The organism is Nostoc sp. FACHB-110, assembly GCF_014697425.1.
Taxonomy (GTDB): Bacteria; Cyanobacteriota; Cyanobacteriia; order Cyanobacteriales; family Nostocaceae; genus Nostoc_B.
The window spans coordinates 73,002-92,769 of sequence record NZ_JACJRU010000015.1 but is presented as its reverse complement, the minus strand read 5'-3'; the positions used below and the strand labels follow the sequence as shown (position 1 = coordinate 92,769).

The 19,768-nt window shown below is 39.4% G+C and carries 10 protein-coding genes; 6 read left to right on the top strand and 4 right to left on the bottom strand.

Annotated features, from left to right (window positions below; genetic code table 11):
• Positions 1–16: 16 nt before the first annotated feature.
• From treZ to treS, 3 genes are all read left to right on the top strand, one after another.
• The gene (gene treZ / locus H6G69_RS16060; RefSeq protein ID WP_190688881.1) at positions 17–1,831 is read left to right on the top strand and encodes a malto-oligosyltrehalose trehalohydrolase; all 1,815 of its coding nucleotides are present in this window, start codon (positions 17–19) and stop codon (positions 1,829–1,831) included.
• 138 nt (positions 1,832–1,969) lie between these two features.
• Positions 1,970–4,762 carry a malto-oligosyltrehalose synthase gene (gene treY, locus H6G69_RS16055; RefSeq protein ID WP_190688879.1) on the top strand — a complete coding sequence of 931 codons (2,793 nt, stop codon included), beginning with the start codon at positions 1,970–1,972 and terminating at the stop codon, positions 4,760–4,762.
• Positions 4,763–5,043: 281 nt separating this feature from the next.
• Positions 5,044–8,400: a maltose alpha-D-glucosyltransferase gene (gene treS, locus H6G69_RS16050; protein ID WP_190688876.1), complete on the top strand. Its 3,357-nt coding sequence runs from the start codon at positions 5,044–5,046 to the stop codon at positions 8,398–8,400.
• A gap of 131 nt (positions 8,401–8,531) precedes the next feature.
• Here the strand turns inward: treS and H6G69_RS16045 are convergent, their stop codons facing one another.
• Positions 8,532–9,623 (bottom strand): aliphatic sulfonate ABC transporter substrate-binding protein, encoded by a 1,092-nt coding sequence (locus H6G69_RS16045; RefSeq protein ID WP_190688874.1) that lies wholly within the window; start codon positions 9,621–9,623, stop codon positions 8,532–8,534.
• Between the two features lie 841 nt (positions 9,624–10,464).
• Between H6G69_RS16045 and H6G69_RS16040 the strand changes: the two genes are divergently transcribed.
• The 3 genes from H6G69_RS16040 (at position 10,465) to H6G69_RS16030 (ending at position 16,910) form a co-directional block, all read left to right on the top strand.
• Entirely contained in the window at positions 10,465–13,527 is a 3,063-nt protein-coding gene (locus H6G69_RS16040) for an ABC transporter transmembrane domain-containing protein (protein ID WP_190688870.1), read from the top strand.
• 1,155 nt (positions 13,528–14,682) lie between these two features.
• Positions 14,683–15,150 carry a HetP family heterocyst commitment protein gene (locus H6G69_RS16035; protein ID WP_190688856.1) on the top strand — a complete coding sequence of 156 codons (468 nt, stop codon included), beginning with the start codon at positions 14,683–14,685 and terminating at the stop codon, positions 15,148–15,150.
• Between the two features lie 1,025 nt (positions 15,151–16,175).
• Positions 16,176–16,910 carry a peptidylprolyl isomerase gene (locus tag H6G69_RS16030; RefSeq protein WP_190688853.1) on the top strand — a complete coding sequence of 245 codons (735 nt, stop codon included), beginning with the start codon at positions 16,176–16,178 and terminating at the stop codon, positions 16,908–16,910.
• Between the two features lie 45 nt (positions 16,911–16,955).
• Here H6G69_RS16030 and H6G69_RS16025 read toward each other — a convergent pair whose 3' ends face one another.
• From H6G69_RS16025 to H6G69_RS16015, 3 genes are all read right to left on the bottom strand, one after another.
• Positions 16,956–17,642: a type 1 glutamine amidotransferase domain-containing protein gene (locus H6G69_RS16025; protein ID WP_190688850.1), complete on the bottom strand. Its 687-nt coding sequence runs from the start codon at positions 17,640–17,642 to the stop codon at positions 16,956–16,958.
• 208 nt (positions 17,643–17,850) lie between these two features.
• On the bottom strand, positions 17,851–18,204 hold the full coding sequence (locus H6G69_RS16020) for a Spx/MgsR family RNA polymerase-binding regulatory protein (RefSeq protein ID WP_190688846.1): 354 nt from the start codon (positions 18,202–18,204) through the stop codon (positions 17,851–17,853).
• 140 nt (positions 18,205–18,344) lie between these two features.
• Positions 18,345–19,766, bottom strand: a complete 1,422-nt coding sequence (locus tag H6G69_RS16015; protein WP_190688844.1) for an ATP-binding protein — start codon at positions 19,764–19,766, stop codon at positions 18,345–18,347.
• Between the last annotated feature and the right edge of the window lie 2 nt (positions 19,767–19,768).

Genomic DNA, 19,768 nt, shown 5'->3' with positions numbered 1-19,768 from the left:
ACTATTTTGAATAATTATGAAGATTGGTGCGCATTATTTAGGCGATGGTTGTTGTGAATTCACAGTTTGGGCCCCAGAGAAAAAAACAGTTGCAGTTGAAATTGTTTCGCCCAAATATCAAGTTATTCCGATGGAGAAGCATGGGGGTTACTGGCAAGTTACAGCTAACAATATAGAACCAGGAACTCTGTACTTTTATCAATTAGATGGTGCGGAAACAAGACCCGATCCTGCCTCGAATTTTCAACCCCAAGATGTACACGGCCCCTCACAGGTAATTGACCATAGTTTTACATGGAATGACAGTAATTGGTCTGGCGTTCCTTTAGAACAAATGATTATGTATGAGTTACACGTTGGGACGTTTACGCCAGAAGGGACATTTGAGGCAATTATTCCCCGGCTGAAAGATTTGCGGGAAGTGGGTATAAATGCTATTGAACTGATGCCCATTGGTCAATTTCCAGGCGATCGCAATTGGGGATATGATGGGGCTTATCAGTTTGCTGTGCAAAATTCCTATGGCGGGCCGCAGAAGTTAAAGCAATTAGTTGATGCCTGTCACCAACATGGCATAGCGGTGATTTTGGATGTGGTTTATAACCACTTTGGCCCAGAAGGAAATTATATAAGTTGCTATGGCCCATATTTTACAGAAACATACCGCACTCCTTGGGGTAGTGCGATTAATTATGATGATGCCCATAGCTATGATGTGCGTAATTTCTTCATTCAAAACGCACTTTATTGGTTACGAGAATATCATATTGATGCCCTGCGTTTAGACGCGGTTCAGGCGATTTACGATTTAGGTGCAAAACATTTTTTAGCAGAACTGGCAGAAAATGTTGCCGAACTTTCCCAAGCGCAAGGAAGGCAGATATATTTAATCGCGGAAAGTGATTTAAATGACCCCAAATTGATTCGCCCACAGGAATTTGGTGGATATGGACTTAATGCCCAGTGGAGCGATGATTTTCACCATTCACTATATACTGCGTTAACAGGCGATTTGATTGGTTATTACGAAGATTTTGACAAGTATGAACATCTTGCCAAAGCCTATAAAGACAACTTTGTTTATGACTGGAAATATTCAAAACATCGCCAACGCTTTCATGGTAACTCAGCAAGCGATCGCCCTTCCTATCAATTTGTAGTTAATATTCAAAATCATGACCAGATTGGTAATAGGATGCTGGGTGAAAGATTATCACAATTGGTATCTTTTGAAGCGGTGAAATTGGCAGCAGGGGCAGTTTTACTTTCTCCTTATATCCCAATGCTATTTATGGGTGAAGAATATGCAGAAGATGCACCATTTATTTATTTTGTGAGTCATTCAGACCCGGATTTAATTAAAGCAGTCAGAGACGGGAGAAAGAGAGAATTTAAAGCTTTTCACGCCCAAGGCGAACCACCAGATCCAGAAGGGAAAGAAACATTTTTGCAGTGTAAATTGAATTGGGAAAAACGCCAAACTGGTAAGCATAAATTGATATTAGATTTTTATCGCCACCTAATTCAATTACGTCAGCAAATTCCTGGTTGGACAACAGGCGATCGCAACAATATTCAATCGGGAAGTAACGAAGATAAAAAGCTGGTTTGGTGGACAAGAGATATCGCAGGTAAGCGACTACTTTGTCTGCTTAATTTTAATACCAGTGGTATTACTTTTGATAACGAGTTTGGCAATAATTCTTGGCGAAAAATTTTCGATTCTTCTGAGGAAAAATGGCTAGGAACTGGCTCAATTTTACCAGAAGAAATTAATTCACATCAGCAATTAACCATGCGTAGTCAAAGTTTTGCTTTGTATGAAGCGTAAAAATTAGATCCCCCCTAGCCCCCTTAAAAAAGGGGGAAATAAAATCAAAGTCCCCCTTTTTAAGGGGGATTTAGGGGGATCTAAAAAGTTAAACAGCTAAACCATGTCTAACACCTATTCCCTACTCCCTTAAACAATATGCGTATACCTGTATCTACTTATCGAATTCAATTTAATGCTCAATTTCCGTTTAACTCTGCTAAAGAAATTACTAGTTATCTAGCAGAATTAGGCATATCTGAACTTTACGCTTCACCAATATTTCAAGCGAGGGCAGGTAGTAGCCACGGTTATGATATTGTTGACCCAAATCAATTAAATGTCGAGTTAGGTACTCAAGAAGATTTTATTGCTTTAGTTGAAGATTTAAAACAATTTAACATTGGTTGGTTACAAGATATTGTACCTAACCACATGGCTTATGATAGCCAAAATAAATATCTTATGGATATTTTAGAAAATGGGGGTAATTCTAACTATACTAACTATTTTGATATTTCTTGGAATTCGCCTTTTGCTAGTAGCCAAGAACCGATATTAGCACCACTCCTCGGACAATTTTATGGTGATTGTCTAGAAAAAGGAGAGATTCAACTGCAATACGATCAAAGCGGCTTGAGTATCAATTATTATAGTTTAAAATTACCAGTCAACTTAGAATCTTATACAATTTTCTTAAGCCGCAACTTAGGCGAGTTAGCAAGAACTTTAGGGAGAAAGCACCCTGTATTTGTCAGGTTGCTGGGAGTGCTTTACATAGTGAAGAATTTTCCCCAAGATGCACACCCAAACCAAAGACAAGACCAAATAGATTTTGTTAAAGGTCTATTATGGGAACTGTATTCAGATAATACAGAAGTTAAAACATTTATTGATGATAACCTGAAATTATTTAATGGTGAACCAGGAAAACCAGAGAGTTTTAACTCATTAGATAATTTGCTTTCTCAACAGTTCTATCGCCTGTCATATTGGAAAGTTGGTGCTGAAGAAATTAACTACAGAAGATTTTTTACAGTTAATGAATTAATTTCTGTCAAGATTGAAGAATTAAAGGTATTTAAAAATACTCATGAGTTAGTTTGTAGCTTAGTCAAAGCCGGACACGTTACAGGCTTACGAATTGACCATATCGATGGTTTATATAATCCTACCCAGTATCTCCAAAGGCTGAAAGAACAAGTAGATGATACATATATTTGTGTCGAGAAAATCTTACAGCCAAGAGAAGATTTACCCGGAAATTGGCCAGTTCAGGGTACAACTGGGTATGACTTTTTAAATTACGTCAATGGAATTTTCTGTAAAACTGAAAATGAAGAAGCTTTTACCCAAGCTTATTACAATATCACAGGTTGGAAAACTCCTTACGAGGAAACAGAAAAAGATAAAAAACATCTCATATTAGAAAGAAATTTAGCCGGAGATGTCGATAACTTAGCGTATCTATTAAGGAGAATTTCGAGTAGGTATCGCTATGGTAATGACTTTACTATCAATGGTTTGAAACGCGCACTTGCTGAAATATTAACTCGCTTCCCAATATATAGAACCTACATAGACCAAGATGGGATATCAGACAATGACCGTACCTATACTCAGGAAGTAATTGAACAAGCCAAAGCCCATCTTCCTTTCCTAAATAATGAGTTAAACTTTATCGAAAAGTTACTATTACTAGAATACGATGATTCTTTAACTGAAACAGAAAAAGAACAGTGGTTATACTTTGTCATGCGTCTGCAACAATATACAGGGCCACTGATGGCAAAAGGCGCGGAAGATACAGCATTATATGTTTATAATCGCTTTGTTTCTGTAAATGAAGTTGGGGGAAAACCTGACCAATTTGGTATTACTTTGGCTGAGTTTGACCAATTTAATCAAGAACGTCAAGCGCGTTGGCAGTATGCCATGAATACAACCTCCACCCATGATACTAAACGGGGTGAAGATATTAGAGCGAGATTGAATGTTTTATCAGAGATTCCTGAGGAGTGGGAAAGCCAAGTTAAGAGATTTAGTGAAATTAATCGTCATCTGAAAAGCCGCACTGATAAAAAGTCTGTCATGCCAGATGCTAACGACGAATATTTATTTTATCAGATGCTAATTGGGGCATTGCCATTTTTTGAACATGAGTATGAGGATTTTTATAGTCGCTTCCAAGATTTCCTGTTAAAAGCCATTCGAGAAGCGAAAGTACATACAGCATGGTTACGACAAAATAGCATTTATGAAAATGCTTTTATAGACTTCGCCAGCAGAGTTTTAGAACCATCAGATTCTAATCAATTTATCCAGGAGTTTATACCTTTTCAAAAGCAAATTGCTTACTATGGTATATTCAACTCTCTATCTCAAACTCTAATCAAAATTACTTCCCCAGGTTTCCCCGACTTTTATCAGGGAACAGAAATGTGGGACTTTAGTATGGTTGACCCTGATAACCGCCGTCCGGTTGATTTTGAACTGCGACGCGATTATCTCAAACATATTAAAGAAAAATCTCAATCTGAGATTTTGCAGTTAATTGAAGAAATTCTAGCAAGTAAAGAAGATGGCAGAGTTAAGTTATTTCTGGTTGTGCAAGCGTTAAAAGTAAGAAACAAATATGTCGATGTTTTCCAAGAAGGTAAATATCTACCTTTAGAAGTGGAAGGACAATTTAAAGACCATATTGTTGCTTTTGCAAGAGTTCATAACAACCAGTCAGTTATTACGATTGTGCCTCGGTTTTTGACTAGTTTAATTCAACCTGGGCAATATCCGTTAGGAACACAAGTTTGGAATGACACTTCTATTAAACTACCTGCTGAATCCTCAACTTGGACAGATGGAATTAGTGGGCAAATAGTTAAAGGAGATACGCAATTATTAGTTGGTGATGCGTTGCAATATTTCCCTGTGGCGTTGTTAACTAATACATGATTTGTCTCACGCAGAGGCGCAGAGGCGCGGAGAGTTTAAGAGGTTGTTTTAAAAGTGGTTGGCTGTGACTTTAGACACCTATTGATCCCCCCTATCCCCCCTTAAAAAAGGGGGAACTAGAGTCTAAGTCCCCCTTTTTAAGGGGGATTTAGGGGGATCTAAAAGTACTTGATACATCACTAGGGACTTTTAAAACATCCTTTAAGGAATCCTATCAAACTCTTCTTCCTTTGTGTCCTTTGCGTCCTTGGCGGTTCGTTTAAAAAAAATTAAGATTAAAAATGACTAACTACCTTCTTTCCAATGACCCCTTATGGTTTAAAAATACAATTATTTATGAATTACCTGTTAGGGCATTTGCTGACAGTAATAATGATGGGATTGGTGACTTTCGCGGGTTAACCGAAAAATTAGACTATCTGCAAGATTTAGGCATCACTGCAATTTGGTTACTACCCTTTTTCCCATCACCTCTCAAAGATGATGGTTATGATATTGCCGATTACACCAGTGTTAACCCAATTTACGGCACATTAGATGATTTTAAACAGTTTTTAGATGCCGCCCATCAACGGGGAATTCGGGTAATTATTGAATTAATTATTAACCATACATCCGACCAACACCCTTGGTTTCAAAGGGCAAGACGCGCACCTAAAAGTAGCCCCGAAAGAGACTTTTATGTGTGGAATGATACGCCAGAAAAATATCAAGAAGCACGGATTATCTTTCAAGATTTTGAGACTTCAAATTGGGCTTGGGATGCTGTTGCAAAATCTTATTATTGGCATCGTTTTTACTCTCATCAACCAGATTTAAATTACGATAATCCTTTAGTCAGGAAAGCGGTATTTGAGGTACTAGATTTTTGGTTGGAAATGGGTGTCGATGGCTTACGCATGGATGCGGTTCCCTATCTATATGAACGCGAGGGAACGAACTGCGAAAACCTTCCAGAAACCCATGCTTTCTTAAAAGAATTAAGGGCGCAAGTTGATGCGAAATTTACTAACCGGATGCTGTTAGCGGAAGCAAATCAATGGCCGGAAGATGCAGCGCAATATTATGGCGATGGCGATGAATGTCACATGAACTTCCATTTTCCCCTGATGCCGCGCTTATTTATGGCATTGCGAATGGAAGATAATTTCCCCATTGTTGATATTCTCCAGCAAACACCAGCCATTCCCGACAATTGTCAGTGGGCGTTGTTCCTCCGCAACCATGACGAACTGACTTTGGAAATGGTGACGGATGAAGACCGCGATTTTATGTATCGGGTGTATGCCCAAGACCCAATGATGCGGTTAAATTTAGGTATCCGCCGCAGGTTAGCACCGCTTTTAGGAAATGACCGTCGCCAAATTGAGTTACTCAACAGTTTGCTGCTATCTATGCCAGGGACACCCGTAATTTATTACGGTGATGAAATCGGGATGGGTGATAATGTATATGTAGGCGATCGCAATGGTGTACGTACTCCCATGCAGTGGAGTGCAGACCGCAACGCTGGTTTTAGTCGCGCCAACCCCCAGCGTCTTTATCTACCCGTAATTGTTGACTCAGAATACCACTACGAAGCCGTCAATGTGGAAGCCCAAAGAGCTAACCATAATTCTCTGTGGTATTGGATGAAACGTCTACTGGCGACTCGCAAACGCTTCCCCGCATTGGGACAAGGTAAGCTGGAAATCTTGCACTCTAATAATCGCAAAGTTTTGGCGTTCACTCGCTCAACAGATGATGAAACAGTATTGGTAGTAGCGAATTTATCTCACTATGTACAGACTGTAGCCTTAGATTTATCTGTTTTCAACGGGTCAACGCCAGTAGAAATTTTTGGACATACTGAGTTTCCCACAATTACCGAGTCTAGCTATTTCTTGAGTTTGAGTCCCTACGGTTTTTATTGGTTCACCCTACAACGCAAGGCTAGTTTGACTCAACCGCCGAAACTGCAAGCCCAATTACCGACTCTGGTTGTTGATAGTGCTTGGGAAGAGGTAACTTCTCAACGGGAAGTGAAAAATACCCTCGAAACTATACTGCGAGATTATTTATATACCTGTAACTGGTTTGCCAGCAAAACCCAAACTGTCCAATCAGTACAAATTATTGAGGCTGTTTCTTTACCCTACGATGATAAATCGGCTCAAATTGTTTGGTTACAAGTAGATTACCTGGAAGAAAGTCCAGAAACTTACCTGCTATTTTTAGCTTATGCAGCAGGTGAACAAGCAATGCACATCTTGGCGGAAACACCGCAAGCGGTAGTTGCAAGGCTGCAAATTCAACAAACACCTGATACCAGTGGGGTGTTATTTGATGCTTTAACAGATAAAACTTTTGTTGTCGCTTTATTAGATGCGATCGCTAATCATAACTCTTACCAAGGCATCACAGGCAAATTAGTTGCCTCGACGACTGATTTCTTCCCCATCGATAATGATGCAATTTACCGGAATCCTACCGTGCAGCAGGTAGATGGCAAACCTAGCACCAGTATATTTTATGGCGATCGCTTGTATTTCAAACTCTTCCGCAAAGTTGAAGCCGGAATGCACCCCGACTTAGAAATTCGGCGGTTCCTCAGTGAAAAAAAATCCTTGCAAAACTTTATTCCTTTAGCTGGGGCAATTGAATATCATCAATCAAATCAAGCTCTTTACAATCATAGCCAACCCATGACTATCGGGATATTGCAAGAGTTTATCTTAGATATTCGTAGCGGTTGGGACTACACTCTCGATAGCTTGCGACACTACTTTGATTTAGTTAAAACACAGCACGCCGCTATTACCGAAGTACCTATCCCCGCCGGTTCTTTAATAGATTTGCAGCGTCAAGAAATTCCCGAATTAGCAAGACACACCATCGGTGCTTATCTTTCTAGTGTGGAACTTTTGGGTAAATCGACAGCCGAACTCCACTTAGCATTGGCGACAAGTATAGATAACCCTGACTTCGCCCCAGAAGCTTTTTCGACGTTTTATCAACGTTCTATCTATCAAAATGCGCGTAATTTAACAGGGCAAGTCTTGAGAGTATTGCCAGAAAGACTAGCATCCTTACCACCTAATACCCAGCAATTAGCAATCGAAGTCCTCAACCGCCAACAGGAAATTTTAGATCGCTTTCAGTTAATAGTGAAGCAAAAAATCACTGCTTTACGCACTCGTTATCACGGAGACTACCATCTAGCGCAAGTGTTGTATACAGGTAAAGACTTTATTATTACCCACTTTGAAGGCAGAGTAGCTCGCAGTTTGAGCGAACGCCGCAGAAAGCGATCGCCTCTGCGAGATGTCGCCGCAATGCTGCTATCATTCCACTACGCGGTTAATAAAGCACTGCGCCAAGAAATCGAAAGCGGCATGATTTTGCCAGAAAATCAAGTGTTGCAAGAAGAATGGGGGCAATTTTGGTACACCTGGGTAAGTACCGCTTTCTTGAATTCTTACATCGAAATTGCCAGCATAGACGATTTCTTACCCAAAACCGCCAATGAACTCCAAGTGCTAATTTCTAGTTTCTTATTAGAAAAAGCGATCGATGCACTGAGTTACGAACTTAACCATCGTCCCGATATGGTAGATATTCCTTTGCAATTAATTCTACAATTGCTAGAAAGCGAATAAAATTCACTACCAGGACTTATAACTTTCCGCAAGCGTTGATTTTCGTTTTCAGGCGTAATACCATTTCGCATTCATGACGATTGCATAAATTTAGTAGAGACGCGATATATCCCGTCTCTACTACTAATCGCTTATTTCTGACTGATTGTCGCTGGCGTAATTGCAGCATACTGTTCAGGTGTGAGCAATGATTCTCGAATATTCACAGGTTTGGGAAGCAGGCCATTTTTATAAAAGTAATCTGCCACTCGCTGTTGTTCTTGAATTAAATCTGGTGAGATAGCGCGCAACCCATAGGAACGGCGACTAATTACTAAGTCCATCACATCAGGTGGTAGTTTTTGATATGGTGCGATTAACTTAACTGTTTCTTTGGGATGTGCCTCCGCCCAGCGTTGAATTTTATCAATTTCTTCAATCACTATTCGCAGCAATTCAGGATTGTCAATGGCAAATTGTCTGCCGCCAATATAATATCCACCAGGAGAATCAAGCCCTTCCGAAGTTCTCAAAATTCTTGCTTTACCTAATTTTTCCGCTCTAGCAAGATGGGGATCACCTGTTACCCAAACAGGAATTTTACCCTCTAAAAATGCGCTACTCGCTTCAACGTTAGGAATACTTAAAACTTTAATATCGCTATATTTTAATCCCACATCTTCTAAAGCTCTGAGGATAAAGTAGTGAGATGCAGAAGCTTTTTGAAAGACTACTTTTTGTCCTTTGATATCTTTTAAAGTTTTAATGGGAGAATCAGGTGGTACTGCGATCGCACTACCTTTACCACTATTTGCCGTACGTTGGGAACCTACTACATAAACAATTTGCGCCCCAGCCGCTTGAGCAAAAATAGGAGGTGTTTCCCCAACCGAACCTAAATCTATTTTGCCAACATTCATGGCTTCCATTAATTGTGGCCCTTGGGCAAATTGCGCCCATTCTACCTTCACACCCAAGGGTTCTAGACGCTTTTCTAAAACTTTCGTTACTCTAATTAAATCACCCGCTTGTTGATATCCCATCCGCAAAACTTTAGTCTTGATTCCTGAAGGCTTAGTTTCAGCGACATTGCTAGCCGTTCCTGATGGGGCTTCTGATTTTTGGTTTTGAGGGGTGCAACTAACTAATGTTAAAGAAGTGACAACTGTTAATAATCCTGGGACAACAAGTGCCGTCCAGCGACGAAAAACGTTTATATACTGAGGTTTAACTGTAGCGACCATAATGAATTAAGTATTGGAGAGCGATAACACACTGGATTTAAACTACGGTAAATCAGTAGATAAACCGTATTATTAAATGCAGACTATCACAGAAATTTCCTAAAAATCAAGCCTGATTTTTTGATAGGGTGCAAAAAGGTATAGCAGGTGATGGGGAATAGAGAACAGGTAAAAGCTAAATAGGTATATTTTGAGTAACTCTGACTTGAGTAGTGATGTCATTAATCAGGCAAAAATCTGTAGCTAAAACTACACAATCGCCACCGTAGTTGTTTTAGTATCCAAATCTCGAATAGCGCAGTGTTTACTGCTAAAATGCACCGTTTTAAGATGTGGCTGTATTTTCCGGGTGTTTCAGAAATTAACAGAAAATGTAGGTAAGGTTAAATAAAACTTAACTAATTTGTCCTCAGTTGTTCTAACTTGAGTTCTCTCATTCACAGCACTAACTAACTTATGTTCAAGACAAACATAATAATTTGCTAGTCAACAAATCTCTGTAAAAAAGAGATTATTTATCAAAGAAATCTTAAATTGTAGGGTGTGTTATAGCAACGCTGAGAGAATGTCTGAGAAGTATTAAACATTTCGTCTGATCCCCCCTAGCCCCCTTAAAAAAGGTAAGCCACTGCGTTGCGGAGGTTCCCTCTGTTGTAGCAAGTGGCTTGGATTTAGGGGGATCAGGATATGTGCAACTTCACCTTAAATTAGTATAAGTGCCGAATTATTATGAAAAAACTAATGACATTTGATTGAGGATGGTGGAATAATACCAGCTTTTCTAATTACATTAATTACGCTTAAACAATCAAAAAGTAACACCGAGAACAGAAAATAAAGCATGAACCCCTCTTCTTCATTTAAAGTTCAGGGAGAACTGAAATATGACAGTCAGCAACAGTTATTGACTCTAGAAGCAAGTCTGATGAAACTGTTGAAAACAGTTGTAGGGGATACAAGTTTAACATCTGAATTTAGTCAGTATTGGACAATCCGCGAGTTTAAACTAGGTGATGATTTAACTACCAACACTGACAATAGTGTTACTGAAAGTAAGAGCAATATTTTTTACTTAGTATGTCAAGGTAGAGTGCGGTTGCTAAGTTTTGATGCAGCTTTAGGGCGAGAAGTTTCTACTAAGTTGTTATTAGCAGAGCAGGTATTTGGTGCAGATAATTTATTTGACGATCGCCCTCTAGCATACCGCGCGCTTGGTGCAAGTCCGGGTTTTGTTGCACAAATTACAACTTCTGATTTACAAGTGTGGTTGCAACGCCTACCTCATCTAGAAGCACACTTACAAAAATTAGCATTTGAGCGCCAAGCACTGATATTTTTTAAAAGTTATACTCAATTGCGATCGCTCAATAGCAAAACTCTACAGCAATTCTTACCTTATATAATTCCTCAAAAAATCTCGGCTGGTTCATCTTTAGCCACAGCCACACCAGCAACACAAGGGCGATTTTGGCTAGCGTCTGGAACTACCTCACTATCAATTGGAGATAGCTGGGGATATCCTCATGAAACATCCCCAGATGCAGTTGCCCAAACAGATTTGCTAGTTTACCATCTTCCGCAAGCAGAATGGGCATCAGCCAAAGCAATTGCACCGCAAATCTTTACCAGTAAAACTTCTAAGAACAATCTATCGAGTCCTTTAACACAAATTCCGCTTCCCAAGTTGGAATACTCGCCGCCAGAAATTCCCCCAGAGTCAGACATTGATTTTATCAACCAGCCACACTCAACACCCAAGCCTCGGCGGAAATATCCTTTCATTCTCCAACAAAGTTCATCAGATTGCGGTGCGGCTTGTTTAGCAATGATTAGCCAGTATTGGGGTAAACGCTTCAGCCTCAATACATTGCGGAACTTAGCCGGAATAGACACTACAGGCGCATCGTTATCTGGTTTAGCAACAGCAGCCCAAACCTTGGGTTATCAAGTGCAACAAGTTCGGGCAACTTTAATTAAATTAGAGCAAAATCCACCTTGGATTGCCCATTGGCAAGGAACTCATTATATTGTGGTTTGGCGAATTAAAGGCGATCGCATTTTAATTGCTGACCCCGCAGTTGGGACAAAATGGCTATCGCGCCTAGATTTTGCAGCGAGTTGGACAGGTTACGCCCTGTTATTAAACCCAACTGAGCAATTTCACGCGGTTAAAAGCGAGAAGCTATCTTTAAATCGTTATTGGCAGATATTACAACCTTACCGCCAACTACTCCAATACATTATTCTTGTTTCCTTAGTCATCCAAGTTTTTGGGTTAGCAATTCCTTTGCTGACTCAAATTGTTCTCGACCAAGTAATACCTCTCCAACACTTGGCTAGTTTGAATGCTTTTGCACTCGGCTTTTTTTGTTTGGGTGTGTGGCGCATTATTCTCACAGCGCAGCGTCAATATTTACTCGACTATTTCGCCAACCGCATCGATATTAATTTAATTGGCGGTTTTATCCAACATACATTGCAGTTACCGTTGCAATTTTTTGCCTCCCGCCGAGTCGAAGACATACTCAGCCGCATTCAAGAAAACCGCAAAATTCAACAATTTATTACCCGTCACGCCATCACCAGCACCGTAGATGCTTTGATGATATTTGTTTACCTGGGAGTGATGGCATATTTTAATCTGCGGTTGACATTGTTGGTACTAGGTGGAATTGTCCCCGTTGTGATTTTAACTATAGTCGCTAGTTCCTACCTCAAACAAGCATCACGGGAACTGTTACAAGCCTCAGCAAGACAAAATTCTACCATTATAGAAATGATAGCTGGGATTAGCACCGTCAAAACCGCCGCCGCCGAACGCCCAGTGCAGAGATACTGGCAAGAGCGTTTTTTGAAAATGCTCAAAGCGCGCTTACGGCGACAGAAGTTAGCCAATGTCTTGCAAATGCTACGAAATTTGCTGAGTCACTTGGCGACTACAGTTGTTTTGTGGTGTGGCTTACAGCTAGTTATTAGTGGCGAGATGTCATTGGGTGAGTTTGTCGCTTTTAATTTGCTAATTAGTAATGTCACAAATCCCGTGTTGGCGTTGGTGGGCTTGGGAGATGAATTGCAAGAAGTCTTGACGGCAGCAGAACGAGTTAACGATGTGTGGGACTCCCAGCCAGAAGAAAACACTTCCCAACCATTACAAATCATGCCCACAATTCGTGGGGAAGTGCGATTTGAGAATGTTGGTTTTCGTTATCACCCAGATGATAAACGTCACACTCTGCACAATGTCTCGTTTTGGGTAAAGCCCAAGCAAACTATTGCGATTATTGGTCAAAGTGGTTCTGGTAAAAGCACTTTAGTTAATTTATTGGCTGGTTTATATCGTCCCGACAGTGGACGAATATTAATTGATGGTATAGATATTGCGGCGGTGTCTGTAGAGTCGTTACGTAGCCAAATTGGTTTTGTCAGCCAAGATAGTTTTTTGTTTTCGGGAAGTGTTTTAGAGAATATTACCTTTAATAATGCAGATTTTAACCGCGAACAAGCGATCGCCGCAGCCAAATTAGCCGAAGCCCACGGTTTTATCCGCGACTTACCTTTAGGCTACGATACAGCTATCGGAGAACGAGGTATACGACTATCTGGGGGACAAAGACAAAAAATTGCGATCGCGCGGGCTTTAATTAGCAACCCCAAAATCTTAATATTAGATGAAGCGACAAGTGCCTTAGATATGGAATCTGAGCGTTACTTGTACCAAAAATTAGCGCGTTTGAGCCAGTATTGTACCACCTTTATCATTTCCCATCGTCTTTCTAGCGTGCGTCACGCCGACCAAATCCTCGTTTTTGACCAAGGTATATTACTTGAGCAAGGTAATCACCTAGAACTCATGAATAAACAGGGTTTTTATTCTCGCCTAGTCGCGCCTAATTTTTCTGCATAAATTTACTCAAATCCCTAACTTCTTAAAGAGCCAGGAATTTAGCTACACAAAGATAATTGATGCTGCATTGTGCCACGCAACAAAACATCCTACACCCCTATACCCTTACACCCGTTACCCTTCCTTATCCTTTTCCGGCTATAATTTACATTTTTTTAAGAAAATTTTTACAAGTGTAAAGTAAATAAAATTACTTTGCACTTTTTTATGCTATTGAAATTACGATATTTAGTGATTGTTTATTAGACAAGTTAATGGTAAATTTCTATATGAATTTGAGGAAAATAACAACCTTAAATAAACAAAACATGAGGGGTCAAACCCCCCACCAATAAACAAATCCGTGACAATACCCAAAGTTGCATAATCAACATTTAGGTATCAATTAAAATTCAGTAATTTCAACTGATAAAGTTATTAACTCAGAAGATGACATTTACGAAAAAACGTAGTATAAATACTAAAGTAGTTATTAATCATTTCTGATGAATTGATTTTAATTACTCAGTGCAAATACTAAAGTTTGGCACTAAATTGCCCTTAAAAAAGTGCAAAATATTATACGATTTAATTATCAGGGAAATAAACTAAATTAATTATTTAGAGCAGTAACAGAGGATAAAACTGTATCTACCACGAGCCAAACCAAGATTGTTTATAGTCTGTTAAATGACACGATGAAAGGTTGAAAAGTGACTGATTACACTGCCAAGCCGAAGTAAAAAAATAAAAATAACTAGTGAAGTTGTTTTTAGATAACTAAGGGAAATTTACCAAATTACGGCAAAGCAGCACACTCAATTAAACACAGTAAACTTTCTACACCAAGGTCAAGCTCATGGATATCAACATCAAAATTAAATGCAGTTACAGCCTCAGACAATTTTGGCTTTGTAATTTTAGATTGCGAATTAAGGATTGCTGTCTACTTCAGTGGTGTCCCAATATATCTTCAGCAGATTTACAGGTATATAACTACAACTAAAAAAATAGCTAAATATAACGAGTAGTTGTCATAACCTGCAACGGCTATCGATAAAACCAAGTATTTCTGTGTGTGCATAGGGATGAGAGTATTAATGACTCACCATGCAAAACCGTAGCATCTTAAATATTTACTACTTCCAACTCTAAATTATCCACACAAATAAGACTATGAATCACAACATGACTAGCCTCAGCAACTTTAATAAAGGTATCAATCCTCAACAATTTGACCAAATTGTTGAAGCGATTCTTGCTGGTAAGTATTCTTGGGCGTGTGTGTTAATGCTACGTGTAGCTGGTTACAACCCATTACATTACATTCCCTACCGCACCTATAACAGATTGCTGAAAGAAAATTCCTCCACCAATAGAACACCACAACAAGAGTGCGAACCAATAAAAATTACTTCAACATCAGGTGAGAAAAGACACGAAACACCTGTAACAGCTAGTTGTTTGGGTAAGATTAAAGACTTAGCTTATCTTGAGGTAGTTGGTAAACAAAAAACCGAAATTCGTGGCGGCAATATGGAACAGTGGTTGTCACAAGAAATTCAAGAGTATGAATCTTTGAAATCTCCGTCTAATACTCAACACATTCAGGATTTGTCCTTAGATTTTTATGAAGCCAGTTAAACAGAGCATATAACCTACCATACTAGAGTGCGATCGCATGGTAGGTTATGGGTAAGGATTCAGCACACAGAAGTCAGAATTTAAGAGTAATTTAAAATGATTGGTCTATTGTTACCCTGAAGAAAGAGATTAAATTTTCTAACATTCTGGCTCCTGGATTCTGACTCCTGAATCCTTACGTTGAGATTATTTTTACATTCCTCAATATTGCTCAACTTACTATTTGAATTGTTAAAAAACTTAGTATTTGCAAGTTGGGCATGAGTTGATTGTGTGTGTGTCTTAAAATGCCTGCCCTACAAAGATTTGGTATATAAAGATGCAAAGAAATTATCAGATTTAGGTTCAAAATGTGCCAAAATGGCAAATCTTAATCATAAAAATCCTTTAAATTATACATAGATACTTAAATAGAGGTGATTAAGGAATACATTCATTAACAATGATAAAATCATTGAATATCTGACTATGAATATATTTAACTGATTGTTTTTGCTGAAGCAATCAGAATCATCAGGAGTACTTAACTCCGCAACCAAGACAGACGCTCTAACTGTTACTATTGGTGGTTCTGTTTCTGAGGAAGCCTAAGCAAAGAAGTTAGAAGGCCCTAATTCTAACTTTAAAAGCTCTCTATTTATTTTTCCTGTGGTGGGGGAAATACTATAGAGTCTTCCCTACAGTTTTTGTAGCAGAAAGAGAAAAGTAACAGTTTACCGTTGTTGTGGCAAATAAAACATATAGCTACTACGCTTTTGTTTTGATTACCATACAGGATGATAGCTGCTGTAATAAAACAATAAATTTATCCTCGGCTGGAAGCAAAAATCACATAGCTTCCAGTTTTTTGTATTCGTAAATTAGGGAGTAGGGAATAGGGTATTTTCTGCTGTCTTTTTTAGGGTTTAAATTTTTGTGTGTGGTTGGGTGCTAGTAATTTATCTGACACAATTATTTTGTGGATTAATATTAGTTGGGAAATTCTGTAACATTTAACCTGCTAAATTTAACAAGTATTAATACTAATGAGTGACTTGACAAAAATTTTAATTGAACCGGAAGAGATTGTGCAATTTCTGAAAAAAGAAATTAGGCTGAAGGAAGTATATCAAAAAATTTTATTTAATAAAATCATCTGGCAAGCTGCCGAGATAAGAGGAATTACAATTACTGCTGAAGAAATTGAGGCGGAAGCAGAAAATCAGCGCCGAGAAAAACGTTTAGAAAGAGCCGCCGATACTTTAGAATGGTTAGCTGATCAATTAATTACACCTTATGATTGGGAAAGAGGAATTTGCGATCGCCTATTATCCAATAAACTAGCACAAGCCTTATTTGCTGATACAGTCGAGCATTTTTTCAATCAAAACCGCTCAGAGTTTGAACAAGTTATTTTGTATCAAACAATAATTAATACTCAAAACCTAGCGCAAGAACTTTATTATCAAATAGAAGAAGGTGAAATCAGTTTTTATGCAGCAGCTCACCTACACGATATTGATATTCAGCGTAGGCGGAGATGTGGATATGAAGGGATGGTTTATCGATGTAATCTGCAGCCAGATATCGCTACCATTGTCTTTACAACTTCACCTAAGCAAGTTGTAGGCCCTTACAAATCTGCACAAGGCTATCATCTTTTTTTAGTAGAAGAATTTATCGCGGCGGAATTAAATGCGACCAACTATCAAAAAATTATCGATAATATGTTGCAAAATTGGTTAATGACTGAGTTGGAAAATCTCCTAAATTCTGCATAAATAACCTGAGTTCTGCTTAAAGATATATAGCTAAAAGCCACTGAATCATCTTTGAGATAGCGATTCGACTAATGCTTTAGCAACTGCTTTGGCAGATTGAGGATTTTGCCCAGTAATTAGGCGATCGCTCACTTCAATATGGGGTATAAAAGGTAGTACCCCCCTTTTATAGATAGCTCCTTGGTTTTTCAACTCATCCTCTAAAAGATAGGGAACAGCTTTAGTCAAACGAATCAATTTTTCCTCTAGGTTGGCGAACCCTGTAACCGTTTTCCCGTCTAGCAAAGAACGCCCATCAGCCAGCTTAATCGAGAGCAGTCCAGCAGAACCATGACATACGGCTGAGATATAACCACCTTGTTCATAGATTTGGGCTGCTACCTGTGCTAGCTTTTGATTATTCGGAAAATCCCACATTGCCCCATGTCCACCTGCATAGTAAATGGCAATGTAATCTTCTGGGTTAACCGCTGCAATAGGAATTGTGTGGTTCAGTTTAGCTTGCAGGCTTTCATCTTCCCAAAATAAACGATTATCTTTATCTCGTAAATCATAACTTCTTTGATCTAGCGGTGGTTGATTTCCTTGAGGGCTGGTAAAGTCAATTTCAAAACCTGCATCCGCCAGAATATGGTAGAAATGTGTTACCTCTCCTAGCCAGTAGCCAGTTTCTTTACCATTATTCAAAGTGTTATGGCTGGTGATGACAATCAGAATTTTTTTATCTTTCATAAGTCTGAAAATTAGTTAATTTCAGTAGAACGGTGCAAATAAACCGAAGTATGTAACGAAAAGTAAAGTGAGAAACGTCACAGTAATTTCTGGATAGGTTTATATGGTTTCAATTGGATAGAAGCAATGCAAAGGTGTCAAGCGTGTTTAGTCTAGACACGCCACTAGGTTACTATCTTTGACTGCAACTTGGTATAGGTATAAAAGTCTAAAACCCTAATTTTGCTTTTACTACTGTTTCATCTCTAAAACCAACGGACACAGCTATTCCATCTTTGACAAAAAGTGGACGTTTTAGCAGCATTGCATCCTGTGTAAATGCGTCAATCCACTGCTTATCAGTCCAGGTCTTTTTTTGTTCACCTAAAGCACGATAGGATTGACCAGAAGTGTTTCGTAAAGCAGCACAGCCTAGGGAGTTTACCCAGTCTTGAATCTGTTCACGAGTCGGTTGATGCTCTTTGGTATTGATGAACTGATAGTCAATATGACTAACTTGCAGCCAATTTAGAGCTTTTTTGCATGTGCCGCAGTTGGGGATACCGTAAACTAGAAGGGACATAATGGAGAATTTAAGAGGTTTTTCGTGTAAGTATTCATAGGCGTTGGGACGGGGTGTGGGAGAAGAGAGAGCTTGGAAACCTCTTCCAATACTATCTTCCCTACTTCCCTACACCCTACACCCTATTCTTGACGATTAGTTTAACCTTGTAGGGGTAAGCTAATTGTGAAAGTTGCGCCTTGATGTGGAATACTGGTAGCAGTAATGCTGCCTCGATGGGCTTCGATAATTCGTTTGGCGATCGCTAATCCTAAGCCATTACCGCTACCTTTGCGTGATGGGTCTGTGGTATAAAATTGCTCAAAAATCCGGGGTAAATCACTCTCACTAATACCTTGACCTTGGTCTTGAATTTTGATAACTGCTGTTTTCCCTGCGCTATGACCAGAAATAAACACTTGAGAATTGGGGCGTGAGTGTTTAATGGCATTATCTAACAAATTGAGAATTGCCTGTAACAGCCTTTCGGGATCGCCTGTAATTTGTAATTCAGCGATATTGACTTGTAAAGTTACACCAGCTGCTTGCATTCGTGGTTCTACGGCGTTGACAGCACGGTTAATTAGTCCCCGCAGGGGAATTGTTTGTACTTCTAACTCTGTGACTCCTGCTTCTAAGCGTCCTAAATCCAGCAAGTCATGAATTAATCGTGATAAGCGTTTGGTTTCGTTTTCGATAGTTTGAAAAAAGCGATCGCGTAATTGCGCTTCTTCGTAAGCACCACCTTTGAGGGCATCAACTGTCACTTGGACGTTACTAATTGGTGTGCGTAATTCGTGAGAGACATTTGCTAAAAATACCCGCCGTTCATGGTCTAGGGAAGCTAGGCGTTCACTCATCCGATTCAATTCTACAGCTAATTGATCCAATTCATTGTTTTGGTGAATAATTAAGCGATCGCCAAAATTGCCACTACCCAAGCGAATCGCAAAATTACGCATAATCTCGATTGGTTTGGAGAGACTGCGGGCAAATCTACTGCTAATCAGCGCACACAACAAAATGGTGAGGGCTAAAGTTCCTAAAACACTCCAAATCACCCTCATAAACTGACGCTGAAATTGTTCTAGCGTCATGGACATTCGTAGCACACCTAGTAATTGATGTTTACGTTCAATTGGTCTGGCAATATACAGACGATCTTCATTGCTTAAAACTCCTTTAGCAACTCCTTGGGCGGCTGTATTTTGAAAAGCTTGCTGCATTCCTGGAACTACATACCAATTTGTCACCCGCCTATCTAATTTGGGATCGGAAGTGGCGATCAAATTGCCTTGAGCATCAAAAACCCGCAGCGTCACAGTTTGTGGTGCGCCATATCTCTGCACCAGTAACTTTACCCGGGGAATATCTTTTTCTTCTAGGGCATCTGCGACACTCTCACCCAAAGCAGTTGTCCAATTTTCCAAATCTGCTTGTCGTGTTCGCATAAAGTAGGCATGAAACGACCACAGAATATAACTCGCCATGAGTGACGTACCCAAGGTAGTCAATAAAATATACGTGGCTAGCAGTTTGGCATGAATCGTATTGAATTTGATGGGCGGTGTCCAGCATCTCATAA